Annotated in this window: 18 protein-coding genes; 13 read left to right on the top strand and 5 right to left on the bottom strand. The window is 54.5% G+C overall.

Annotation, left to right across the window (positions count from 1 at the left end):
- The first annotated feature begins 8 nt into the window (after window positions 1-8).
- From mazG to ABIE29_RS02745, 9 genes are all read left to right on the top strand, one after another.
- Window positions 9-803: a nucleoside triphosphate pyrophosphohydrolase gene (gene mazG / locus ABIE29_RS02705; protein WP_429616702.1), complete on the top strand. Its 795-nt coding sequence runs from the start codon at window positions 9-11 to the stop codon at window positions 801-803.
- 366 nt (window positions 804-1,169) lie between these two features.
- Window positions 1,170-2,807, top strand: coding sequence for a glutamine hydrolyzing CTP synthase (pyrG, locus tag ABIE29_RS02710; RefSeq protein ID WP_429616703.1), 1,638 nt, complete (start codon window positions 1,170-1,172; stop codon window positions 2,805-2,807).
- Between the two features lie 84 nt (window positions 2,808-2,891).
- Complete coding sequence (gene eno, locus ABIE29_RS02715; protein ID WP_429616704.1) at window positions 2,892-4,187, top strand: phosphopyruvate hydratase; 1,296 nt, start codon at window positions 2,892-2,894, stop codon at window positions 4,185-4,187.
- 631 nt (window positions 4,188-4,818) lie between these two features.
- Window positions 4,819-5,352, top strand: a complete 534-nt coding sequence (locus tag ABIE29_RS02720) for a fimbrial protein (protein ID WP_429616705.1) — start codon at window positions 4,819-4,821, stop codon at window positions 5,350-5,352.
- 138 nt (window positions 5,353-5,490) lie between these two features.
- The gene (locus ABIE29_RS02725; protein WP_429616706.1) at window positions 5,491-6,219 is read left to right on the top strand and encodes a fimbrial biogenesis chaperone; all 729 of its coding nucleotides are present in this window, start codon (window positions 5,491-5,493) and stop codon (window positions 6,217-6,219) included.
- A 20-nt stretch (window positions 6,220-6,239) separates the two neighbouring features.
- Window positions 6,240-8,804 (top strand): fimbria/pilus outer membrane usher protein, encoded by a 2,565-nt coding sequence (locus tag ABIE29_RS02730; RefSeq protein WP_429616707.1) that lies wholly within the window; start codon window positions 6,240-6,242, stop codon window positions 8,802-8,804.
- Between the two features lie 29 nt (window positions 8,805-8,833).
- Window positions 8,834-10,171, top strand: coding sequence for a fimbrial protein (locus ABIE29_RS02735; RefSeq protein ID WP_429616708.1), 1,338 nt, complete (start codon window positions 8,834-8,836; stop codon window positions 10,169-10,171).
- Window positions 10,172-10,179: 8 nt separating this feature from the next.
- Window positions 10,180-10,923, top strand: coding sequence for a fimbrial biogenesis chaperone (locus tag ABIE29_RS02740; protein ID WP_429616709.1), 744 nt, complete (start codon window positions 10,180-10,182; stop codon window positions 10,921-10,923).
- A 33-nt stretch (window positions 10,924-10,956) separates the two neighbouring features.
- Window positions 10,957-11,862, top strand: a complete 906-nt coding sequence (locus ABIE29_RS02745; protein WP_429616710.1) for a hypothetical protein — start codon at window positions 10,957-10,959, stop codon at window positions 11,860-11,862.
- Window positions 11,863-12,321: 459 nt separating this feature from the next.
- On the opposite strand, the gene ABIE29_RS02750 is transcribed toward ABIE29_RS02745, so the two are convergent.
- From ABIE29_RS02750 to ABIE29_RS02765, 4 genes are all read right to left on the bottom strand, one after another.
- Window positions 12,322-13,716, bottom strand: a complete 1,395-nt coding sequence (locus tag ABIE29_RS02750; RefSeq protein ID WP_429616712.1) for an amino acid permease — start codon at window positions 13,714-13,716, stop codon at window positions 12,322-12,324.
- Between the two features lie 140 nt (window positions 13,717-13,856).
- The gene (hutH, locus tag ABIE29_RS02755; protein ID WP_429616713.1) at window positions 13,857-15,392 is read right to left on the bottom strand and encodes a histidine ammonia-lyase; all 1,536 of its coding nucleotides are present in this window, start codon (window positions 15,390-15,392) and stop codon (window positions 13,857-13,859) included.
- Window positions 15,389-17,080 carry a urocanate hydratase gene (gene hutU / locus ABIE29_RS02760; protein ID WP_429616714.1) on the bottom strand — a complete coding sequence of 564 codons (1,692 nt, stop codon included), beginning with the start codon at window positions 17,078-17,080 and terminating at the stop codon, window positions 15,389-15,391. Before hutU ends, hutH begins: the two co-directional genes overlap by 4 nt.
- Window positions 17,081-17,476: 396 nt before the next feature.
- Window positions 17,477-18,814 carry an MFS transporter gene (locus ABIE29_RS02765; protein ID WP_429616715.1) on the bottom strand — a complete coding sequence of 446 codons (1,338 nt, stop codon included), beginning with the start codon at window positions 18,812-18,814 and terminating at the stop codon, window positions 17,477-17,479.
- A 312-nt stretch (window positions 18,815-19,126) separates the two neighbouring features.
- On the opposite strand from ABIE29_RS02765, the gene queE reads away from it, so the two are divergent.
- Window positions 19,127-19,798, top strand: a complete 672-nt coding sequence (queE, locus tag ABIE29_RS02770; RefSeq protein ID WP_429616716.1) for a 7-carboxy-7-deazaguanine synthase QueE — start codon at window positions 19,127-19,129, stop codon at window positions 19,796-19,798.
- Between the two features lie 465 nt (window positions 19,799-20,263).
- Here queE and queD read toward each other — a convergent pair whose 3' ends face one another.
- Window positions 20,264-20,623 carry a 6-carboxytetrahydropterin synthase QueD gene (gene queD / locus ABIE29_RS02775; RefSeq protein WP_021179400.1) on the bottom strand — a complete coding sequence of 120 codons (360 nt, stop codon included), beginning with the start codon at window positions 20,621-20,623 and terminating at the stop codon, window positions 20,264-20,266.
- A 419-nt stretch (window positions 20,624-21,042) separates the two neighbouring features.
- Here queD and cysJ point away from each other — a divergent pair, with 419 nt between their 5' ends.
- From cysJ to cysH, 3 genes are all read left to right on the top strand, one after another.
- Window positions 21,043-22,845, top strand: a complete 1,803-nt coding sequence (gene cysJ, locus ABIE29_RS02780; protein WP_429616717.1) for an NADPH-dependent assimilatory sulfite reductase flavoprotein subunit — start codon at window positions 21,043-21,045, stop codon at window positions 22,843-22,845.
- Window positions 22,845-24,560 carry an assimilatory sulfite reductase (NADPH) hemoprotein subunit gene (gene cysI / locus ABIE29_RS02785; RefSeq protein WP_074032408.1) on the top strand — a complete coding sequence of 572 codons (1,716 nt, stop codon included), beginning with the start codon at window positions 22,845-22,847 and terminating at the stop codon, window positions 24,558-24,560. The genes cysJ and cysI overlap by 1 nt, the downstream gene beginning before the upstream one ends.
- A gap of 119 nt (window positions 24,561-24,679) precedes the next feature.
- The gene (cysH, locus tag ABIE29_RS02790; protein ID WP_429616718.1) at window positions 24,680-25,414 is read left to right on the top strand and encodes a phosphoadenosine phosphosulfate reductase; all 735 of its coding nucleotides are present in this window, start codon (window positions 24,680-24,682) and stop codon (window positions 25,412-25,414) included.
- The last annotated feature ends 202 nt before the right edge of the window (window positions 25,415-25,616 follow it).

Below are 25,616 nucleotides of genomic sequence, written 5' to 3' on the forward strand. Positions count from 1 at the left end.
ACGTCAACATGACCCAACCAATGCCGCTGCAACGCCTGCTGACCATTATGAAAACCCTGCGCGATCCGCAGGTGGGTTGCCCGTGGGATCGTAAGCAGACCTTCGCTACCATCGCGCCTTACACCTTGGAAGAAACCTACGAAGTGCTGGACGCCATTGAGCGCCAGGACTATGCCGATCTGCGTGATGAACTGGGCGATCTGCTGTTCCAGGTAGTGTTTTATGCCCAGATGGGGCAGGAGCAGGGGCTGTTTGACTTCGACCAGGTGTGCAACGCCATCAGCGACAAGCTGGAGCGCCGTCACCCGCATATCTTTGGTGAGGCTGAGGCAACAGACAGCGCGGCGGTTTCCGCCCGCTGGGAGCAGTTGAAGGCCGGTGAGCGGGCAGAGAAAGCGCTGCACTCGGCGCTGGATGATATTCCCAACGCCTTACCGGCGCTGATGAAGGCGCATAAAATCCAGAAGCGCTGTGCCGCTGTCGGCTTCGACTGGAACACTTTGGGGCCGGTCGTGGGCAAAGTGTATGAAGAGCTGGACGAAGTGATGCACGAAGCGCAGCAGGCGGTGGTGGACGAGCAGAAGCTGGAAGAGGAGATTGGCGATCTGCTGTTTGCCACGGTCAATCTTTCCCGCCATCTGGGGCATAAAGCGGAAAAGGCGTTGCAGGTGGCCAACCGCAAGTTTGAGCGCCGCTTCCGCCAGGTTGAAGAGATCGTGCAAAGCCGTGGCCTGACCATGCAGGAAGCCACGCTGGAGCAGATGGAAGAAGCTTGGCAACAGGTAAAACGCCTGGAAAACTAATTGCTCATCGCGTTGTCCTAACTGTGTTGCTTGTTTGATCGGCGACAATGTTCACTCAAGCTGAAACGGTTAAGCTCGGGGTTGTGGATTGCTGAGTCTGGTTTAACCGGCAGAAAAGCTCAACAAACTGAAATCTAAGGTGTTTTATTGCATCAGAAGTCGGTTTGAACGCAGTTTATTACGCTAACTCATTGTTTCTAAAAGGCTCAATAACGGGGGCCGAACGATTAAACCGGGATGAACTCACGGGGGTGACTGGGATGATGGCAGGTAAAACGATCGTTTGTAGGTCAAGAGAGGTTCGGGTATACTACTTTCCCGTCTTGGTTCTTCCATCGTCTTTAAACCTAAACTCTCAGGTTCAGCATGACAACTAACTATATTTTTGTAACCGGCGGGGTCGTATCCTCTCTGGGTAAAGGCATTGCCGCAGCCTCCTTGGCGGCTATTCTCGAAGCCCGTGGCCTCAACGTTACCATCATGAAACTGGACCCGTACATCAACGTGGATCCGGGCACCATGAGCCCGATTCAGCATGGGGAAGTTTTCGTCACCGAAGACGGGGCAGAAACCGATCTGGATCTGGGTCACTACGAGCGTTTCATCCGCACCAAAATGACGCGTCGTAACAACTTCACCACCGGGCGTATCTACTCCGATGTGCTGCGCAAAGAGCGCCGTGGTGACTACTTGGGTGCCACCGTACAGGTGATCCCACACATCACCAACGCCATTAAAGAACGCATTATCGAAGGCGGCGAAGGCCACGATGTGGTGCTGGTCGAGATCGGCGGCACCGTCGGCGATATCGAATCCCTGCCGTTCCTGGAAGCCATTCGCCAGATGGCCGTCGAAGTGGGCCGTGAGCACACTCTGTACATGCATCTGACGCTGGTGCCATATCTGGCAGCTGCGGGTGAAGTGAAAACCAAACCTACCCAGCATTCGGTAAAAGAACTGCTTTCCATCGGTATTCAGCCAGATGTGCTGATCTGCCGTTCCGATCGCGCAGTTCCTGCTAATGAACGCGCTAAAATCGCTCTTTTCTGTAACGTACCGGAAAAAGCGGTTATCTCCCTGAAAGACGTTGATTCCATTTATAAAATCCCTGGCCTCTTGAAATCTCAGGGCTTGGATGATTATATTTGTAAACGATTCAGCCTGACACCACCGGAAGCCAATCTGGGCGAATGGGAGCAGGTGATCTACGAAGAAGCCAATCCAGGTGGCGAAGTGACTATCGGGATGGTCGGCAAATATGTCGAACTGCCAGATGCTTACAAGTCGGTAATCGAAGCGCTCAAGCACGGTGGGCTGAAAAACCGTCTGACCGTCAACATCAAGCTGATTGATTCGCAGGATGTTGAAACCCGTGGCGTTGAAGTGCTGAAAGATCTGGATGCAATCCTGATCCCTGGCGGCTTCGGCTACCGTGGCGTGGAAGGCAAGGTGATGACCGCACGCTACGCGCGTGAAAACAAGATCCCTTATCTGGGCATTTGCCTGGGTATGCAGGTGGCGTTGATGGAGTTTGCGCGCAACGTGGTAGGCATGGAAAATGCCAACTCCACCGAATTTGTACCAGACTGTAAGTACCCGGTTGTTGCATTGATCACCGAGTGGCGGGACGAAGACGGGAACGTCGAAGTCCGTACCGAAGAAAGCGATCTGGGCGGCACGATGCGCGTCGGTGGCCAGCAATGCCACCTGACCGACAACAGCCTGGTGCGCAAGATGTACGGCGAATCCACAATCGTGGAACGTCATCGTCACCGTTACGAAGTCAACAACATGCTGTTGAAGCCGATCGAAGCCGCAGGTATGCGTGTGGCGGGTCGTTCTGCGGATAACAAGCTGGTTGAGATTATTGAATTGCCTGATCATCCGTGGTTTGTGGCTTGTCAGTTCCACCCGGAATTTACTTCGACACCGCGTGATGGGCATCCGTTGTTCGCTGGTTTCGTCAAGGCGGCCGGTGAGCACCAGAAACGTCAGGTAAAATAAGAGTTTTAGTAAGCAACGCGCGGCCAAAACCGCGCGTTGTTTGTCTGGAGTTTTAGTTTAACTTGTGACTTGAGGAAAACCCATATGTCCAAAATTGTGAAAGTCATCGGCCGTGAAATCATCGACTCACGCGGCAACCCAACTGTTGAAGCCGAAGTTCATCTGGAAGGCGGTTTCGTCGGTCTGGCTGCAGCGCCGTCAGGTGCTTCTACCGGTTCCCGTGAAGCACTGGAACTGCGTGACGGTGACAAGTCTCGTTTCCTGGGTAAAGGCGTACTGAAAGCCGTTGCCGCAGTAAACGGCCCAATCGCGCAGGCGGTGCTGGGTAAAGATGCCAAAGACCAGGCTAACATCGACAAGATCATGATCGAGCTGGACGGTACCGAGAACAAATCCCAGTTTGGTGCTAACGCCATCCTGGCCGTTTCTCTGGCTGCTGCCAAGGCCGCTGCTGCCTCTAAAGGTATGCCGCTGTATGAGCACATCGCTGAACTGAACGGTACTCCAGGCAAATTCTCTATGCCGTTGCCTATGATGAACATCATCAACGGTGGTGAGCACGCAGACAACAACGTCGACATTCAAGAGTTCATGATCCAGCCTGTGGGCGCTAAAACTCTGAAAGAAGCCGTGCGTATGGGTTCTGAAGTGTTCCACACCCTGGCTAAAGTGCTGAAGTCTAAAGGCATGGGTACTTCTGTTGGTGACGAAGGTGGCTACGCGCCAAACCTGGGTTCTAACGCCGAAGCGCTGGCTGTTATCGCTGAAGCGGTAAAAGCGGCAGGTTACGAGCTGGGTAAAGATATTACTCTGGCTATGGACTGTGCAGCGTCTGAATTCTACAAAGACGGCAAATATGTTCTGGCTGGCGAAGGTAACAAAGCCTTCACTTCCGAAGAGTTCACTCACTTCCTGGAAGACCTGACCAAGCAATACCCAATCGTGTCTATCGAAGACGGTCTGGACGAATCTGACTGGAATGGCTTCGCCTACCAGACCAAAGTGCTGGGCGACAAAATCCAGCTGGTGGGCGACGACCTGTTCGTGACCAACACCAAGATCCTGAAAGAAGGCATCGAGAAAGGCATCGCTAACTCCATCCTGATCAAATTCAACCAGATCGGTTCTCTGACCGAAACTCTGGCTGCAATCAAGATGGCGAAAGACGCAGGCTACACCGCGGTGATCTCTCACCGTTCAGGTGAAACCGAAGATGCTACCATCGCTGACTTGGCGGTAGGCACTGCGGCTGGCCAGATCAAAACCGGTTCTATGAGCCGTTCTGACCGCGTTGCTAAATATAACCAACTGATCCGCATCGAAGAAGCGTTGGGCAACCGCGCACCGTTCAATGGCCTGAAAGAAGTTAAAGGTCAGTAATATAACGGTTTGATTCGTGATTGAATCAGTAAGTAAACGGAGAGTACCGTAAAGGTAGTCTCCGTTTTTTTATGCCTACGTTAAATGAATTCACCAATCTTCAACATAACGTAAATAATTCATTTGAGATTTAACTTGGCTCATGAAATATTATTTCACTGCTAACTATCTTGTCTGGTGGTGATATTATCCTGCTCCAGCGGTGCAAGCCGTGATATCGGATTGGTCACTGAATAATCAATAAGAACGTAATTCATAACATTAAATTATTAAAATCCTTAGGATCAATCCTAACTACAGGTAATACCCCTAAAAAGGCTTATATGTTTCAAGGTATTTCAATTGATAACCAAATGATTCAATTTCGTTTTTAAGCTATTGATATTAAACGGTTAAATTTATTAATGATACAAAATTAATAAATGTTACAAATTGTAAATTTAACTTATTATCTCGTGGTGCCACAAAAAAATAGTTGTTAAGAAAATTCTTGGCTTGTTAGACTAGCTCCACATGTCCACAGGGCGTCTGAGAAAGATGGTGTGACATGTTTATCTTAGTGAGTTTAAGCCAGTAAATAATTACTGCCAGGACTGCTTTATTGGAAAAAAGTAAATCAAAAGGAATTTTTATGAAAATCAAAATGATGACTCTCGCTTTAATTGCATTTTCTAGCACCTCGTTGGCTGACTCTACCAACACAGTGCAATTCAAGGGTGAAGTTAGTACTCAAACCTGCTCGGTTAATATTAACGGCAATGAAACCAATCCGGTGGTGTTACTGAATACGGTTGCGGCCAGCTCGCTGCTTACCAAAGGTGCCACCGCTGGGGAAACGACCTTTACCGTTAACGTGACCGGTTGTACTACCGCGGCCAGCGACACCTCCATCAAAACGGTATTTGTGGGGAATAACGCGACCACCAATGGCAACCTGGGTAACACCGGTGATGCAACCAACGTTTCTATTCAGTTGTTGGATAGCGATGCCACCACGCCATTGAACTTTGTTTCAGGTTCATCGGCCACCACCAGCGCAATGACGCTGGCAACCGGCGCGGTATCAACGTCGCAAGAACTGGTTGCCCGTTATTATGCCGAAGAGGCCGGGGTGACTGCAGGTTCGGTGATCGCCACGGCACAATATGCGATTACGTATAAATAATACCGGGTCGCTCCAAGTTGTTTCCGCCAGCGGGCGCAAGCCTGATGGCGGGAAATAACCTGTTACCCACAGTAATGTCAGCACTGCCCGAAACGCTCAGTGGTGCTGGGTTATTAGTCTTGTTGACTGGTCTCTCTTATGGCGTATACCACACGTACCTCTTCTTGTTGGGCGGCATTACTGTTCAGCCTGACGTTGCTGATGATCGATAGCGCTGCTGCCAGCGTCACCATGCTGGGCAACCGAGTGATCTACCCGGCTCAGGCACGCGAGAAGACGCTGCAGTTTACCAACGATGATGCTGCCCCGGCGCTGATCCAGATCTGGCTTGATATCGATAATGACAAATCGACGCCGGAAACGGCCGATGCCCCTTTTATTGCATCACCACAGATTTTCCGGATGAATGCCCATAGTGGGCAAATGGTACGCTTGATGTACAGCGGGAAAGGCTTACCGACCGACCGCGAATCCCTGTTTCACCTTAACTTCCTTCAGGTGCCAGCCGTCAAACAAAGCGAAACGGATAAAAATAAGCTGGTGCTGTTGGTCAGCAACCGGCTGAAGGTGTTCTATCGGCCCGAAGGGCTGCCGGGAGAGGGTAATCAGGCGGGCAAACAGTTGCGTATCCAGCGCAATGGCAATGCATTACAGGTCAGTAATCCAACGCCTTATTACGTCAGCATCAGCTATGCCAAAAGCGGCAATAAAAACCTGCATATTGAACCGGCCGATATGGTCGCGCCTTTTTCGCAGGTGAGTTGGCCGCTGGGTTCGGCGTTCCCCAAAGGGAAGCTGAAAGTGATGCTCGGCATCATGAATGACTACGGAGTAGAGGTTCCCGTAACGCTAGAGACGCCGCACTAAAAAAGGACAGGGAGGTCCTGATGTCACTAAAAAACTATCCCGCATTTTCGTCTCCGCTATCAACGTACTGCCGCTATGGCCTCTTTTTGCTCTCTCTGGGCGGGATCTCTCTGGCACAAGGCGCGACGGATGATTACGCCTTCGACGCCGATTTACTGCGTGGCAGCGTTTTCAGTACCACGCAACTCGAACAGTTCAACCAACAGGATCTGGTGACGCCGGGCAACTATGAGGTCGAACTGTTTACCAACGGTGTGTTTGTTGAACGCAACCAAATCCGCTTTGTCCTGGGTGACGATCGGCACGTATTGCCGTGTTTTGAGCGCCAACAGCTGGAACGCCTTGGCCTGAAGGAAGTACCGGCGGCGCCTGCGGAAGGCTGCCTGCAACCTGGCCGCGATCTTAAAGATTTTCAGGTTCATGCCGATATGTCTCAACTAAGATTGGATCTCAGCATTCCACAGAGTTTGCTGAACCACAAACCCCGTGGCAGCGTTAGCCCTAGCAGCCTGAGCAGCGGTGAATCGATGGCGTTTTTCAACTACAACGTTAACCAATATCACGTCAACTATCGCCAGGGTCAGACCAAGGACCTCAACTCCACCTTCGCTAACTTGAACGGGGGCTTTAACCTGGGGTTATGGCGCTACCGCCAGCAATCCAGCTTCCGTTTTGATAATGAATTTGGCAGCCAGTGGGATACCAGTCGCCGCTATGTCCAGCGGGCAGTGTTGCCGTTACGCAGTGAGGTTTTGCTGGGGGAAGGTTTTACCGACGGCCATTTCTTCGCCGGGCTGGGGTTTCGCGGCGTCAGGATGACGTCGGACGATCGTATGCTGCCGGACTCGCTGCGAGGCTATGCTCCCGTGGTGCGCGGTATTGCCAACAGTAACGCCAGAGTGACCGTATTTCAGGGCAAAAGCCAACTGTATGAAACCACGGTGGCTCCTGGTCCCTTTGCGATTGACGATCTGTTTGCTACCAATTTCTCCGGTGACCTGACGGTGGTGGTGACCGAGGCCGATGGCAGCGTCAACACCTTTACCGTGCCATTCTCTGCCGTTCCCCAATCCATGCGTCCTGGAGCCTCTCGCTATTCGGCGACCCTTGGGCGATCGCGCTTTATCGGCGACAACGATCTGTTCAGTGAGTTGACCTGGCAGTATGGTTTGACCAACTCGCTGACGTTTAACACTGGTAACCAGCTGGCCGATGGCTATCAGGCCTTGATGCTGGGTGGGGTCTACAGTAACTCACTGGGAGCTTTTGGTCTGGATAGCACTTTTTCCCATGCCAACCTGCCGGAAGGCACTACCTCGGGGTGGATGCTGCACCTTTCCTACAGCAAAAACTTTACCCCAACGGATACCACACTTTCCATCGCCGGGTATCGTTACTCCAGCGAAGGGTTTCGCGATTTGAGCGATGTGCTTGGCGTACGTCAGGCAGACAGCAGTGGGCAAAGTTGGCAATCCGATTCCTATCGCCAGCAGTCGCGTTTTGAAGTGGCTGTGAATCAGGGGATCGGCTCATTAGGCAACCTGACGCTGTCGGGTTCTACCCAGGATTACCGCGATGGGCGTGGCCGGGATAATCAACTACAGTTGGGTTGGGGTAAGGTATTTGGCAACGGCGTCGCGTTGAACCTTTCGGTGACGCGTACCCGCAGCCTGAGCGGCAGCGATAACGCCTATTACGACGGCAGCCAGCCCTATGTGAATACCAATGGTTTCGCGAATACCAATACCTCGCAAACCGTTAGCTCGCTCTCCGTTTCTTTTCCTCTTGGCCGCACTTCTTCTGCGCCAACGGTGTCGTTGTTCTCCAATCATAGCCAAGGGCAGGGAGGGAGCTATCAGGCGGCGCTCTCGGGCACCGTGGGGGAGACGCAGCAGGTCGGCTATGGGCTTAATTTCAGCACCGATGATAATAGTCACAACAGCATCTGGGGGGGAAACCTGCAAACCCGTCTGCCTTATGCCAGTGCCACCGGTTCGGTTTCAGCATCCAGCCAATATTGGCAGGGATCGGCTGCGCTACAGGGTGCAGTGGTTGCCCATCGCGGTGGGGTCACGCTCGGGCCTTATGTCGGGGATACCTTTGCCCTGATTGATGCTCCTGGCGCGCGCGGTGCGCAAGTGATGGATGGGCAGGGGGCCCGTGTCGATCGTTTCGGCTATGCGCTGGTTCCTTCGCTGGTGCCCTATCATTTCAATACCGTGGCCCTTAATCCGCAGGGGATGAGCAGCAAAGCAGAATTGGAGGATGGGCAACGGCGTGTGGCACCTTTCGCCGGAGCCACGGTGCGGCTGCACTTCAAAACGATCCGCGGACAGGCGGTGCTGATCAAAGTTCAGCGGCCAGACGGCAGTATAATCCCAATGGGGACCTCAGTGTTTGATGACAACAATAACGATGTCGGCATGGTCGGCCAGGCTAATCAGATTTATCTGCGCAGCGATAAACCGCAGGGGAAATTGACGTTACGCTGGGGAGAAGGGGCCAATGAACAGTGCAGACTGCTCTATAAACTCCCCCCGCCAGGCGATGAGCCGATCCTGTTGCTGAAGGCGATATGCCGCTGATTCACCGATTATTCACCGGAGGTTATTCCATGAAGTTATTTTCATTGCTGCGGTTGGCGCTGTTGGGAAGTCTACTTGCAGGGATCGGCCTGCCAGCGGCGGCCAACTGCACTCGTGTTACACCAAGGATTGACTCCGGTTGTGACGCCTGCGGCGTCGGGATCGGCCTGGGGCGTATCAACCTGACCAGCACTTACCTGCAGCCTGTAGGCACGCCGCTTGGCAGTAGCGTGTTTGATTTCACCTACGGCGTCCGTTACCCGGATCCGAACAAAGTCTTGTATGAGTGCGATACCAGTGATATCGGACAAATTTTTGAAGTGTTTGCCACCAACGGTGACGACCGGGTTGGGGGCTATTATGATTTAGGGGCGATGGACGGCAACCCCAATTATTATGCCACCTATTTTCCCTATGTCGGTATTCGGCTAACCCATCTGAATTCGGGCAAGGTATTTACCCGTTACTGGCAGGCAACACCGATTACCCGTTATGCCATAGTGGGTGACAAGATCCAGATCCGGGTCAAGGATCTCAGCCCCATCCGGGCAGATCTGATCCGCATCAGTTCGCTCCCCGGCCGTGGTGCCAGTAACTATTGTGGTTACAGTGCATCAAATCCGTTGAGGGGCATGGCTTCCACCACCGGTAATTCGAACTATACCTGCGATCAGCCTAATGGCTATGTGACCTTCCAAGGGCCGGGCATTGCATCTGATCCTATCGGTAGCGATTCGGCCACCAACTATTCGACCTGGGGAACCGGGCGTTGGAACGCCATGGGCATGGGGACGTCGCCGATTTCTTCCCTTTCTTACACTGCCACTTGCGTCGCACGCAACGTCACGCCGTTGGTGATCTTGCCAACGCTTGCCGTCAGTCAGTTAACCGCAGGACGAACTTCTCAAGCCCAGTTCACCATCAATATCGAATGTGATAATGCGGCGGTTTCCGGGATTAGCACCAATCGTACCGCCCTGGGCCTGCAAGTCCCTTATGCCAGCTATGTTCTGGCGCAACGGTTTGGCCTGGTCAACGCCAGTGGTGGCGTCAGCTATCTGCTCTCCGACGGTTATGGCACGGACAGCAGCGTTGCCACTGGCGTAGGGATTGCGCTTTCCAACAGTAGCAACGGTAGGCCAATGAACTTTGTCGGCTGGGCCCGCTGTAGTGCTGGCCAGTGCCCGCAGGGTAACAACGCGGGTTGGTACCCTGTGCTCGATGGCGCAAACAGTGGGGGCAGCACTGTGACGGGGTATACCCATTACACTACGCAACTGACAGCCACATTATCACGCTTGCCGGGGCAGACCGTTACGGCGGGGAAGGTTGATGCCAAGGCTTATGTTTGGGTCAAGGTACAGTAGAGAAAATTATGAAGAAAATCGTCTGTATGCTACTGCTGCTCGGTGGCTTGTTACCTGCAATGCTGGCTCAGGCCGGCATCATTGCCTCCGCGACGCGAGTGATTTTTCGTGAGGGCGATAATGAAAAAAGCTTGATGCTCCTCAATACCAACGACTACCCAATCGTGGTACAAACCTGGGTTGACGATGGGGATGTCAATGCGGCACCCGAGCAATCAACGGCGCCTTTTGTCAGCTTGCCTGCCGTATTTAGCATGCAGCCCAAGACCATGAAAGGGCTGAGGCTGGTTTATAACCAACAGCCATTGCCAACGGATAGGGAGTCGGCCTTCTGGATTAATCTGTACGAAATCCCGCCGGCGCGTCCGGTGATCCCCCCGTTGCAGCCTAGCGTTACCATGGCGATGAACACCCAGATGAAGATTTTCTATCGGCCCAAGGCGGTGGTCGCGGTCGAGAGGGATACGCCTAAGCCGGTGTTCACACTGAAAAAGGAAGATAATCATTACGTCTTGCTGTGCGATAACCCGTCGGCTGTCCATCTCTCTTTTTCCCGTCTTTCGCTGCGCGTCGGCCAGCAGGATTATCCGGTGCAACAAGAGAGCGATATGATGACGCCGCCTTACGGCAGTAAAAAGTATCGGATTGATGATATTGCTCACTCAGGGGCAATATCATCAGCGATGGTCAGCGCTGCCATTATCGATGATCAAGGCAATGCGCTAGACCAGCTGTATGCTGTACGGAAATAACAGGACGCACCTTGCGAGTAAATAGAGAATAAGATGATATCCAATAAAAATCAGATCGAACTTGAGTTGGAGCAACAAGCCATCAAGATAAGAAACTCGCCACAGTTCCATCAGGCGATTAGTAAACATGGTATGATCATATCCAATATCTATAAGAATCATCCTATGTTCTACAAAATCATTTTTCGTAACAGCCGATTTATCATCTGCTCGGCTATGCTGGCTATTTTTTACACGCAAAACGAGGCCGCACTGAAGGACATTAAGTCCTTTTTTAAAGGAAAAAATATTATCAGCGAGAACTCGTTGGACTCCTTTTTGTTCTTCCTGCGCGTTGGTCGTTGGTTGGAGGTCAAAAAGGCCGAGCAAGATCGACGGACGCTGCTATTTACCCCCACCGAAAATGCCTTGCGCCAGGCCCATGAGCTGGTTTCCTCAATGGCGTTGCCTTACCAGGTGTTAGCTCCCGAAATTCCGGTTGCCGACTTGCTGGAGCAGGACTGGTTTTTACCTGCGTTTTTCAAGGGTTACGGCCAACTGATGATACAGGAGATCTATCTGATCGATCTGGTGCCACAGGCCGCGTTATTTATTACTAAAGATGCGGGCCATATGGTGTTGCTGATGCTGTTTATGGAAAGTATCCGCCACAATTCCCACATGCTGTTATTGTCCTCGGCGGAGATCGCCAAGTTTAGCTCGGTGTCCCGTACGCATATCAATCGTATCCTGCTGGCGGCGGAGAAATCAGGCTTGCTCACCACCAAAAATAACGTGCTGATTGAGTTAAATAGCTCGTTTATTGTGATGGCAGAGCGCTACTTTAGCCTATATATGGCGATGGTGGGTTATAGCCTCGATGGGGCATGTCAGCAGCATAAAATCCATGCCTACCAGAAAAAGCACGAGAGTGATATAGCTGCAATATGCAATTTATAGTATAAAACTAATTATCATGCTATTTATTTTTTAATGTTTATAACGCCATGATTTTATTTGTGTAATAAAAATCCTATTTGTATATTCTTTTTTTTGCCTTATGGCTGTTAGCTATTGGACTCTTAAATTTATTAGGGGAATATCTGTTCCCCTCTTCGCGGTGCATTATTACAAGCCCGCGTTTCAGCCAACTATCTTTCGGTCCATGCGCTGCTGTGTCAGCCGGACACGTTATTGGGATTGAAATCATCGGTCAGCGTTTGTGAACCTCGACGCTGCCCGCAGAAAGCTGGCGGCAATGCTTCTTCCCCCCGGTAGGTCATCGCTATGTCAATGCAATCCAAACAGGCGTCCGCCACACGCGCCATTCATCACGGTTTTGACCCGCAGCAATTTCTGCCCACCGGTTTTTATGAGTTCGCCCACCAGCCTCGTCAATAGAGGCTGGTGGGCTGGTTTTTAGTGGCTTTCTGTTGAGACTACCGCAGGAGTTTCCCCACCTTTTTTACGTACCCACAACGTATATGCCAGCGTCAGGAAGGCTACCCAGACTAGCCCGACATACAGCGCGATACGGCTTTCCTCGAAGTAACCAAGCAGGCCGATCACAAATACCATAAACGCCGTAGCCAAGGCGGGGGCGACTGGCCACCAAGGCACAGGGAAGCTCAAGGTGGCTACTTCCTGTTTAGTGAGCGTGCGGCGCATGGCGATCTGCGACAGCAGGATCATCAGCCACACCCACACCGTGGCAAAGGTGGCGATGGAAGCAATGATGATAAAGATCTGTTTGGGGATCAGATAGTTGAGCACTACGGCCAACAACAGGGCAATGGACATCACCAATACGGTCATCCAGGGCACACCGTTACCGGTCAGTTTGGTGAATGACTTCGGCGCCTGCCCATCCTGCGCCATGCCGTACATCATGCGGCCAGCGCCGAAGATGTCGCTGTTGATGGCCGAGATAGCGGCGGTGATCACTACCACGTTTAAGACGTTAGCTGCCGAGCTGATGCCCATATGGCTGAAAATTTCGACAAACGGGCTACCGTTCTGGCCGATGCTGTTCCAGGGATAGATAGACATCAATACCAGCAGGGTCAGCACGTAGAACAGCAGGATACGAATCGGCACGGCGTTGATCGCTTTAGGCAGCACCTTGGCGGGATCTTTGGCTTCGCTGGCGGTGATACCGATAATTTCAATTCCGCCGAAGGCGAACATCACTACCGCCAGGGAGGCAATGACGCCACCGATACCGTTAGGCATAAAGCCACCGTGTTGCCACAGATTGCTGAAACCGGTGGCTTGCTGCGTGACGCCAAAACCGAACAGCATCACGGCGGCCCCACCAACGATCATCGCCACGATGGCGGCAACCTTGACCAGCGACAGCCAGAACTCCATCTCGCCAAACACTTTGACGCTGCACAGGTTAAGCGCGCCGATAAACAGAATGATGCTCAGCACCCAGACCCATTGCGCGACATCCGGGAACCATAGCCCCATATAGATGCCGAAGGCCGTCACGTCGGCCAGGGCTACGATCACCATTTCAAAGGTATAAGTCCAACCGGTGAGGAAGCCCGCCAACGGGCCGAGGTAATGGCTGGCGTAGTGGCTGAAGGAGCCGGAGACGGGCTGATGCACCGCCATTTCCCCCAAGGCACGCATCACCATAAATACCGCCGCACCGCCCACCAGATAGGCAAGCAGTACGGCCGGGCCAGCCAATTGAATAGCGCCAGCGGAACCATAAAACAGACCGGTACCGATGGCTGAACCCAGAGCCATAAAGCGGATATGTCGCGCGTTCAGGCCACGCCGGAGTTGGGGTTTCTCATTACGCATGTTGCTTCTCCGTTTTAATCATATTGTTGTCGGACAGGCAGCGCTATCCGCACAGGGGGAACGAACCCCGGCGGGATAGAGGACGAATTGTGCAGGGTAATAGGCCGTGCTCCAGAGTGACGGGGCACGGCCTAAAGGCGTTACGCCTGGCTAGGTAACAAGGTGGCTGGGATCAGCGCGGTCAGATGGCCTGCTGCCAGCAGTTGGCTGGCCGCTTCGATATCGGGGGCGAAGAACCGATCCTTATCGTAGTAGGCAACATGCTCACGCAGCAGATGCCGAGCCTGCTCCAGCCCTGCGGTGGTTTGCAGACCTTTACGCAGATCCAGCCCCTGGCAGGCCGCTAGCCATTCGACTGCCAGAATGCCGCGGACGTTATCTGCCATTTCCCACAGGCGGCGGCCCGCTGCCGGTGCCATCGAGACATGGTCTTCCTGGTTGGCCGAGGTTGGGATGCTGTCAACGCTGGCTGGGTGTGCCAGTGCCTTGTTCTCGCTGGTCAGCGCGGCGGCGGTGACCTGGGCAATCATAAAGCCGGAGTTCACCCCGCCGTTATCCACCAGGAACGGTGGCAGCTGCGACATGTGTTTATCCATCATCAGTGAAATACGGCGCTCGGAGAGTGAACCGATTTCGGCAAACGCCAGCGCCAGGTTATCGGCAGCCATGGCTACCGGTTCGGCGTGGAAGTTACCACCGGACAGCACGTCGCCCTGTTCGGCAAACACCAGCGGGTTATCGGAAACGGCGTTGGCCTCGATCTCCAGCACTTCTGCGGCCTGGCGGATCTGCGTCAGGCAGGCTCCCATCACCTGCGGTTGACAGCGCAGGGAGTAAGGATCCTGTACTTTTTCGCAGTTGGCGTGTGAATCCGACACGGCGCTACGTGCGCCAAGCAGGTGGCGATAAGCGGCGGCAGCGTCGATCTGCCCACGCTGGCCACGCACCTCGTGGATGCGAGGATCGAACGGGCTGCGAGATCCCAGAGCGGCTTCCACGGTCAGGCTGCCGGTTACGGTGGCGGCAGCAAACAGATCTTCGGCATCAAACAGGCCACGTAGCGCAAAGGCGGCGGAAACCTGGGTGCCGTTCAGCAGTGCCAAGCCTTCTTTGGCTGCCAGCGTTAACGGTTTCAGACCCGCTTTGGCCAGCGCCTCGGTGGCCGGTAACCACTCGCCCTGATAGCGGGCTTTACCTTCACCCAACAGCACCAGACTCATGTGTGCCAGCGGGGCCAGATCGCCTGAAGCGCCTACGGAGCCTTTCAGCGGGATATGCGGATACACTTCGGCATTCACCAGCGCCATCAGCGCCTGGATCACCTCCAGACGGATGCCGGAGAAACCACGCGACAGGCTGTTGATCTTCAGCACCATAATCAGGCGCACCAGGTTGTCATCGGTAGGCGCACCCACACCGGCCGCATGTGACAGCACGATGGAGCGTTGCAGGTTCTCCAAATCTTCGCGGGCGATACGGGTGGAAGCCAGCAGGCCAAATCCGGTATTGATACCGTAAGTGGTGCGGTTCTCTTCCACAATGCGTTCCACGCAGGCCACGCTTTGCTGGATCGCGCCGTAGGCGTTGTCGTCCAGCGTCAGGGTGACCGGGTGCTGATAAACCTGGCGCAGTTCGGCAAGCGTCAGCTTACCTGGGCGGATAGTCAGAGCGTTCATGCTTTTTCTCCCTGAGTGGCGGCAACCATTGGCAGGTTCAAACCTTGCTCGCGGGCGCAGTCGATAGCGATCTCGTAACCCGCATCGGCATGGCGCATGACGCCGGTGGCGGGATCGTTGTGCAGTACGCGGGCGATACGCTCGGCGGCTTCATCGGTGCCGTCACAGACGATCACCATGCCGGAGTGTTGGGAGAAGCCCATGCCGACGCCGCCGCCGTGGTGCAGAGACACCCAGGTGGCACCGCTGGCGGTGTTGAGCAGGGCGTTCAGCAGCGGCCAGTCGGATACGGCATCAGAGCCGTCTTTCATTGATTCGGTTTCACGGTTCGGGCTGGCAACTGAGCCGGAATCCAGGTGGTCACGGCCAATGACGATTGGAGCAGAAAGTTCGCCGCGGCGTACCATCTCGTTAAACGCCAGGCCCAGCTTGGCACGTTGGCCCAGGCCGACCCAGCAGATACGGGCTGGTAGCCCCTGGAAGCTGATGCGCTCACGCGCCATATCCAACCAATGGTGCAGGTGCTCATCGTCTGGGATCAGCTCTTTGACCATCGCGTCGGTCTTGTAGATATCCTGCGGATCGCCAGACAGCGCGGCCCAACGGAACGGACCGACGCCACGGCAGAACAGCGGGCGAATATAGGCAGGCACAAAGCCCGGGAAGTCAAAGGCGTTATCAACGCCCATCTCTTTGGCCATCTGGCGGATGTTGTTGCCGTAGTCGAAGGTAGGCACGCCCATTTTCTGGAACGCCAGCATGGCTTCTACGTGTTCGGCCATCGACTGTTTGGCAGCCTTCACCACCACGGCAGGTTCGGTTTGTGCACGGCGGCGATACTCTTCCCAGCTCCAGCCTTTTGGCAGGTAACCGTTGAGTGGATCGTGGGCGCTGGTCTGGTCGGTGACCATGTCTGGGCGCACGCCGCGCTTGACCAGCTCCGGCAGGATTTCTGCCGCGTTGCCACACAGGGCAATCGAGATGGCTTTGCCTTCGGCGCAGTATTTTTTCAGGCGTGCCAGTGCGTCATCCAGATCGGTGGCCTGCTCATCGACATAGCGGGTTTTCAGGCGGAAATCGATGCGGCTCTGCTGACATTCGATATTAAGTGAACTGGCTCCAGCCAAAGTGGCGGCCAGTGGTTGTGCGCCACCCATACCACCCAGACCGGCGGTCAGCACCCAGCGGCCTTTCAGACTGCCGTCGTAATGCTGGCGGCCAGCTTCAACGAAGGTCTCGTAAGTGCCCTGCACGATGCCCTGGCTACCGATGTAAATCCAGCTGCCGGCGGTCATCTGGCCATACATCGCCAGGCCCTTGGCATCCAGTTCGTTAAAGTGTTCCCAGGTTGCCCAGTGAGGAACCAGGTTGGAGTTGGCAATCAGTACGCGCGGGGCGTTACTGTGCGTTTTGAACACGCCGACCGGCTTGCCGGACTGCACCAGCAAGGTTTCGTCGTCTTCCAGCGTTTTGAGGGTGGCAACAATCTTGTCGTAACAGTCCCAATCACGGGCTGCGCGGCCGATACCGCCATAAACGACCAGTTCGTGTGGATTTTCAGCCACTTCAGGATCGAGGTTGTTCATCAGCATGCGCAGCGGCGCTTCGGTCAGCCAGCTTTTGGCGTTTAATTGTGTGCCGCGGGGCGCGCGAATATCAACATGGCGAACTTTGTTATTTGCAGTCACAGCTAGTTCCTCAAACAGTATCGGTACAAATCTCATCTTATGACGGCAACACACAGGCCATAACAATGAGCGGGGTTTATTAACATATACTTGTATGTACAAGCATATGCAATAGCAGCGACACTTTGAGGAAAATGGCATAAGTAAAGGTTATTTGTGTTTTAAATCAGTGTGTTGCATTTTATTTTCAGATTAAGTCCATTAGCTGTACGTGGCAAAACAGTGAGCTGCGCTACAAAAATGAATTAAAATAGTGTCATTTTTGAGCGACAAATCACAATAATTTTACATATGAATTACAACTAAGCGGGGCGATAAAAAAAACGTATTACCGGGGATAGGGGGACAACCATACGTAGGGCGCTGTATACAGCGCCCGCTAATATAATCAATAGGTTAGATGGCCGGTTGCAATGTGCTTGCCCGCGTCATCTTGAATACCGTAGCCAGGCTGGCTAGCAGCGCCGGGATAGCCAGGAACAGCAAAATACTCTGCACCTGCCACTCCATCGCCAATAGTTGAGCAGCCATCATGGTGCCGGCTACGCCGCCAAAGCGGCCAATGCCCTGCATCCAGGCAATACCGGTAGCGCGGCTGTGCGTTGGATAGTAGATGGCGGCCAGGGTTTGCAGGCCGGATTGCGCGCCGTTCATGGTAATGCCCATCAGGAAGATAAAGGCGCCGAGCAGCACGATCTGACTATCCTCGGTGGCCATTGCCACAATCAGCAGGGCGCTGATGGCAAAGCCGGTTGAAACCACCTTGTGGGCATTCCAACGGTCCATCAACCAACCGGCCATCAGGATCCCCAGCGTACCGCCAAAGGTGAACAGCGACGTCAGGATCGCCGACTGCTCAAGCTGATATCCCAGCCCTTGCATCAATAGCGGCATCCAGCTCAGCAATACGTAGTAGATCACCAACCCCATAAAGTAGGTGAGCCACAGCATCAGTGTCCCCACCAGGTAGGGGCGGCTGAACAGCAGGCCGACGCTGGTCTTCGACAGGGCCAGCTTGTCTTCATACAGATAGAAACGGGTGATGTGGCTGATGTTGCGGTTGATAAAGCGTTGGGCAATCCGTTTGATTTTAGCGGCATCCTGGCCACGGTTAACCATGTATTTCACCGATTCCGGCAGCAGCAGGATCAACAATACGGTGAGCAATAGTGGAGCAATGGCCCCCAGCAGCAACACGCTGTGCCAGCCGTAAGCGGGGATCAGCCAGGAAGAGATGGCGCCACCGCCAGCCGCTCCCAGCGGAAAGCCGCAGTACATGGTGTTGATGGCCAGCGATCGGCAGCGCTGCGGGGCGTATTCGGAGATCAGCGTGATGGCGTTTGGCATGGCGGCACCCAGCCCAAGCCCGGTAAGGAAGCGCCATAGCGTCAGGCTATTGAGTGAACCTGCGTAGGCGGTAGCCAGGCTGGAAAGGCCAAAGAACAGGCAGGAGAACACCAGCACCCGTTTGCGGCCAACGCGGTCAGAAATCGGCCCGGCAACCAGGGCGCCCAACGAAAGGCCAAGCAGCGCCGCGCTTAATACCGGCCCCAGATCCTGTTTCACGATCCCCCAGTCTTTGGCCACCGAAGGGGCGATATAGCCCATCGCCGCCGTATCGTAACCGTCAATCGCCAGGATCAGGAAACCCAGGATGATCAGGGTCCAGTGAAACAGTGAAAATTTGCTGTCGTCGATAGCCTGTTGAATATTCAACTCGGTAGAGTGAGCCATAGTTTCCTTAAACGCAGATAGGGGGGGAAGAATGGATCGTCAGAACTGCGCCCGACTTGTCTATACATCTGCGGCAGAGTCACATTTATGTCAAATATTTTTGTCTTAAATGTTAATTTTATGTTTGTTTTGAGCGGTGGATAACATCGGCGGTCGGCGTTAAGTCTGCAATAAACGTCACCCATTAGCGGGTTAGCCGGAGAAAGCTGCTGGCCGCCGACGAACGGACAAAATTTAATACACTTTTCCTGGTTTGGTCGCCCGGGCGGGATCTGCGATAATGCGCCTTTCCCTAAACAGATTGAGAAAACGATGCAGTACCCGATTAACGAGATGTTCCAGACTTTGCAGGGCGAAGGCTATTTCACCGGCGTTCCGGCCATTTTTATTCGCCTACAGGGTTGCCCGGTGGGATGCAGCTGGTGCGATACCAAACACACCTGGGAAAAGGACGCCGATCGGGAAGTGGATATGCAACGCATCCTGGTGAAAACTGCCGAGAGTGATGCCTGGGGGAGCGCCAGTGCAGAACAGTTGCTGGAGGTGGTCGAACAGCAGGGCTATACCGCACGCCATATCGTGATCACCGGCGGTGAGCCGTGCATCTACGATCTGATCCCGTTGACCAGGCTGTTCGAGAACGCAGGCTACGGCTGCCAGATCGAAACCAGCGGCACCCATGAAGTCCTCTGTTCTCCCAATACCTGGGTCACCGTTTCACCCAAAGTGAATATGCGCGGTGGCTTGAAGGTGGTAGAGCAGGCGCTGATGCGGGCCGATGAGATCAAGCATCCGGTGGGGCGTGAACGTGATATTGAGGCGTTGGATGAACTGCTGGCAACGTTGCACGATGAAAAACACCGTATTATCGCTTTGCAGCCGATCAGCCAGAAAGAAGAGGCGACGCGGTTGTGTATTGAGACCTGCATTGCCCGCAACTGGCGGCTTTCGATGCAGACGCATAAGTATTTGAATATCGCTTAAGACCGGCCCCTCACCCCAACCCTCTCCCACAGGGAGAGGGAGCTGATAGCCCCTGCTCTGTTGTGAGAAGAGAGATAATCTCAGCAACCCGGATCATTCCTTTAACCGCTGGTGCTGATGATACATCACTACACTATCAGCTTAACTCGATGGGTTCCCTTCAACCGCTGGTGCTTATGATGCATCACTGTACTTTCGCTTAACTCTATCGGTTCCCTTCAACCGCTGGTGCTGATGATACATCACTACACTATCAGCTTAACTCGATGGGTTCCCTTCAACCGCTGGTGCTTATGATGCATCACTGTACTTTCGCTTAACTCGATGGGTTCCCTTCAACCGCTGGTGCTTATGATGCATCACTACATTATCAGCTTAACTCGATCGGTTCCCTCTCCTTGGGGAGAGGGTTAGGGTGAGGGAGATCGCACCGGAGCCAATCGCCTCACCCTGAGCTTTGCCCTGTTAACCTTTATATACGCAGCCAGCGGTACAGGTCTCTTTGACCATCACCGCCGACAGCTCTGGCAGCTGCGGTTTCAACTGCTGCCAGATCCAGGCGGCAAGCACTTCGCTGGTCGGGTTCTCCAAACCAGGAATATCGTTCAGATTATAGTGATCCAGGCGCTGCCAAATCGGCTTGAAGGCGGCCTTCAGCTCGGCAAAATCCATCACCCAACCGGTATGGGCGTCTACTTCCCCGGTCACTTCAATACGCACCATAAACGAATGCCCGTGCAGGCGGCCGCATTTATGGCCCTCCGGTACGTTTGGCAGATGGTGTGCGGCTTCAAACTGAAAATCTTTAAATAGCGTGGTTGCCATTATTACGGCCTCATTGACTCAAAAACCGCCGAATACTAACGGAAAGCGGCCCTGGTTACTATCTTTTGGGCTGCTTCAGGGGAGATCCAGGGGGGGCAGCATGTAGCGCTGCTGGCATTTTTATTTGGGCGGGATTGAGCCGATCGGAGGACGTTATCCGCATCAAATGCGATTCATTCAAACTTTAAAAAAATAAATCATTAAATATCAATTAATTAAAAATAAACATCTAACGGTTTAGCCACTATCCCTTACCAGCAAAACTGCTTAGTCGTTTTGGTTATTAATTATTGCTATCCCTTATTTAATCGTTGCAATGACGCTCGGTAACCTTACAAACTCTCCTGGTCTTTTCAGGACATTACACAACAGCAATTACAGCGACTGACACTGGCTAAGCATAGGATATCCGTACCGCGATGACGACTCAGGTTCCTCCAACATCTTTGCTCCCGCTGACCCCCGAACAGCTTTCGAGTTTGCAGGCCGTCATTGGCGGGTACTCCCCAACGCAGCTGGCGTGGCTTTCTGGTTACTTCTGGGGCAGGGTTAATCAGCAGCCGGAAATCGTGGCTTCAGCACCGGTTGCCGCGGCCCCTGCGGCCAGCATCACGTTGATTTCTGCTTCCCAGACCGGTAACGCACGCCGTCTGGCCGAGCAGCTACGCGACGATCTGCTGGCGGCTAAGCTGAGCGTCACCCTGGTGAATGCCGGTGACTACAAGTTCAAGCAAATCGCCCAGGAGCGTCTGCTGGTGGTGGTTGCCTCTACCCAAGGGGAAGGGGAACCAGCGGAAGAAGCGGTGGCGCTGCACAAATTCCTGCATTCGAAAAAAGCCCCCAAACTCAACGAAACCGCCTTTGCGGTGTTTGGCCTGGGGGATAGTTCTTATGAGCATTTCTGCCAGTCCGGCAAAGACTTTGATGGCAAGCTGGCCGAACTGGGTGCCGAGCGCCTGGTGGAGCGCATCGATGCGGATGTGGATTATCAGGAACTGGCTATCGCCTGGCGTAAGCAGGTGGTGGAAGTCCTGAAGGCTCGAGCACCAGCGGAAAACAGCGCTCCGGCAGCATTGGCCAGCGGTGCGGTCGATCAACTGGACAGCAGCCCCTACAGTAAAGAACAGCCGCTGACCGCGCAACTGGCGGCCAGGCAAAAGATCACTGGCCGCGCTTCCGATAAAGACGTGCGTCATATCGAAATCGATTTAGGCGATTCCGGCCTGCGTTATCAGCCGGGCGATGCCTTGGGCGTTTGGTTTGACAACGATCCTGCACTGGTGGATGAGCTGGTACAGCTGCTGTGGCTGCAAGGCGACGAACTGGTCGAGGTTGAGGGGCAAACCCTGCCGCTGCGTGAAGCTTTGCGCAGCCACTTTGAACTGACGCAGAACACCACGCTGATTGTGGAAAAATATGCCGGGCTATCGCGGGACGAAAAGCTGATTGGCCTGCTGGCTGACAAGCCTAAACTGCAACACTACGCCCATAACACCCCAATTGTGGACATGGTACGCCAGGCTCCGGCCGATCTGAACGCAGAGCAGTTACTCGGCCTGCTGCGCCCGCTGACGCCGCGCCTGTACTCCATCGCCTCCTCTCAGGCAGAGAATGAAAATGAAGTGCACATCACCGTTGGTGTGGTGCGCTACGAGATTGATGGCCGCAGCCGTGCCGGTGGGGCTTCCAGCTTCCTGGCCGATCGTCTGGAAGAGGAGGGCGACCTGCGGGTGTTTATCGAACATAACGACAACTTCCGTTTGCCAGCCAACCCGGAAACGCCGGTGATCATGATCGGCCCTGGCACCGGCATCGCCCCGTTCCGCGCTTTTATGCAGCAGCGTGAAGCCGAAGGTGCTAGTGGGAAAAACTGGCTGTTCTTTGGCAACCCGCACTTTACCGAGGACTTCCTGTACCAGGTTGAATGGCAGCGCTATGTGAAAGAGGGCTTGCTGACCCGCATCGATCTGGCCTGGTCACGGGATCAACAACATAAGGTTTACGTGCAGGACAAGCTGCGCGAGCAGGGCGCGGAAGTCTGGAACTGGATCCAGCAGGGCGCGCACATTTATGTCTGTGGCGACGCCAACCGCATGGCGAAAGACGTTGAAAACACATTGTTAGCACTGGTGGCCGAGCACGGTGGTATGGATACCGAGCTGGCAGACGAATTCTTAAGCGAGCTGCGCCTTGAGCGCCGTTATCAGCGAGACGTTTACTGATGAGTGATAAACACCCTGGGCCTCTGGTGGTTGAAGGCAAACTGGCCGATGCCGAGCGTCTGAAGAAAGAGAGTAACTTCCTGCGCGGAACCATTGCCGAAGATTTACAAGACGGTCTGACCGGCGGCTTTACCGGCGATAACTTCTTGCTGATCCGTTTCCACGGCATGTACCAGCAGGACGATCGCGATATTCGCGCCGAACGTGCCGAACAAAAACTCGAGCCGCGCCACGCCATGATGCTGCGCTGCCGCCTGCCGGGCGGGATTATTTCTCCGCAACAGTGGCTGGGGATCGACAAATTTGCCGCAGAAAGCACGCTGTACGGCAGCATCCGTATCACCAACCGGCAGACGTTCCAGTTCCATGGCATCGTCAAAGGCAACGTGAAACCGGTGCACCAGCTGCTGAACCGCCTGGGGCTGGATGCGCTGGCGACCGCCAACGACGTGAACCGTAACGTACTCTGCACCTCAAACCCGGTGGAGTCGGAACTGCACCAGGAGGCATACGAATGGGCGAAGAAAATCTCCGAGCACCTGTTGCCGCGTACCCGTGCCTATGCTGAAGTGTGGCTGGATAAAGAAAAAGTCGCGACCACGGACGAAGAGCCGATCCTGGGTGCGACTTACCTGCCGCGCAAGTTTAAAACCACGGTGGTGATCCCGCCACAGAACGATGTGGATCTGCATGCCAACGACATGAACTTTGTGGCGATAGCCGAGCACGGCAAGCTGGTAGGTTTTAACCTGCTGGTGGGCGGCGGCCTGTCTATCGAGCATGGTAACAAGAAAACCTATGCGCGTACGGCGAGTGAGTTTGGCTATATTCCGCTGGAACACACGCTGGCCGTTGCCGAAGCGGTGGTGACCACCCAGCGTGACTGGGGCAACCGCACCGACCGTAAGAACGCCAAAACCAAATATACGCTGGAGCGGGTGGGGGTTGACACTTTCCGCGCCGAGGTCGAAAAGCGGGCAGGCATTACCTTTGCGCCGGTGCGTCCGTACGAGTTTACCGGCCGTGGCGATCGCATCGGCTGGGTAAAAGGGGTTGATAATCACTGGCACCTGACGTTGTTTATTGAAAACGGTCGCCTGCTGGATTATCCCGGTCGTCCGCTGAAAACCGGCGTGGCCGAGATCGCCAAGATCCATCGGGGTGATTTCCGTCTGACTGCCAACCAGAACCTGATCGTGGCCGGTGTGCCGGAAAGCGAGAAGGCCAAGATAGAAGCCCTGGCGCGCCAGCATGGTCTGATCGACGACGGCATCAGCGAGCAGCGCAAGAATTCCATGGCCTGCGTGTCTTACCCAACCTGCCCACTGGCGATGGCGGAGGCCGAGCGCTTCCTGCCGGAGTTTGTGACCAAGGTAGAAGGCATCATGCATCGGCATGGTGTGGGCGATGAGCACGTGGTACTGCGTATCACCGGCTGCCCGAACGGCTGTGGCCGAGCGCTGCTGGCGGAGATTGGCCTGGTGGGTAAAGCGATTGGCCGTTACAACCTGCATCTGGGCGGTAACCGTGAAGGGACGCGTATTCCCCGCATGTATCGGGAAAATATTAACGAAGAAGAGATCTTGCAGACCATCGACCAACTGGTAGGGCGTTGGGCAACAGAGCGCACAGCTGGCGAAGGTTTTGGTGATTTCACCGTTCGCACCGGGATTATCCGGCCGGTGGTGGATCCCGCGCAGGATTTCTGGGAATAACCTTGCTGGCTTTCCTCACTTTTTGTGCAGCAGCTAAGTTTGTGCACCTTACTGTCCCCTCTCCCTGTGGGAGAGGGTTAGGGTGAGGGGCCACATCAACACTTTCAGGAGATCGCATCATGGCTGAATTGGATCTGGCGGCGCTGAACGCGCTACCGAAGTCCGGGCAGGCGCTGGCACTGGCGGTCGTCAACGGCCAGTTGGAACAGCTTTCGGCACAGGAGAGGGTTGTCTGGGCGTTGGAACATCTGCCGGGGGAGTTTGTGCTTTCCTCCAGCTTTGGTATCCAGGCGGCGGTGTGCCTGCATCTGGTTACGCGCATCAAGCCGGATATCCCGGTGATCCTGACCGATACTGGCTACCTGTTCCCGGAAACCTACCAGTTTATCGACCAACTGGCCGACAAGCTGAACCTGAACCTGCAGGTATTCCGCGCCGAGCATTCACCAGCCTGGCAAGAGGCGCGCTACGGCAAGCTGTGGGAGCAGGGCGTTGAGGGCATTGAGCAGTACAACCAAATCAACAAGGTTGAGCCGATGAACCGCGCGCTGGAAACGCTGGGAGCGCAAACCTGGTTTGCCGGCCTGCGCCGTGAGCAATCGGGCAGCCGGGCCAATCTGCCGGTGTTGGCGGTGCAGCGTGGGGTGTTCAAGATCCTGCCGATCATCGACTGGGATAACCGCCAGATTTACCAATATCTGACCGAGCATGGGTTGAGCTACCACCCGCTGTGGGATCAAGGCTACCTGTCGGTGGGCGATACCCATACCACCCGTAAATGGGAGGAAGGCATGAGCGAGGAAGAAACCCGCTTCTTCGGCCTGAAGCGCGAGTGTGGTCTGCACGAAGGTTGATGTCCCCTCACCCCAACCCTCTCCCACAGGGAGAGGGAGCTGATAGCCCCTGCTCTGTTGGGAGAAGGAGGTTCATCTCAGCAAACTCGATCGGTCCCCAAGCCTCTCCACAGGGAGAGGGAGCTGATAGCCCCTGCTCTGTTGGGAGAAGGAGGTTCATCTCAGCAAACTCGATCGGTCCCCAAGCCTCTCCACAGGGAGA

The sequence above is a fragment of the Serratia sp. 2723 genome (genome assembly GCF_050434425.1).
GTDB lineage: Bacteria > Pseudomonadota > Gammaproteobacteria > Enterobacterales > Enterobacteriaceae > Chania.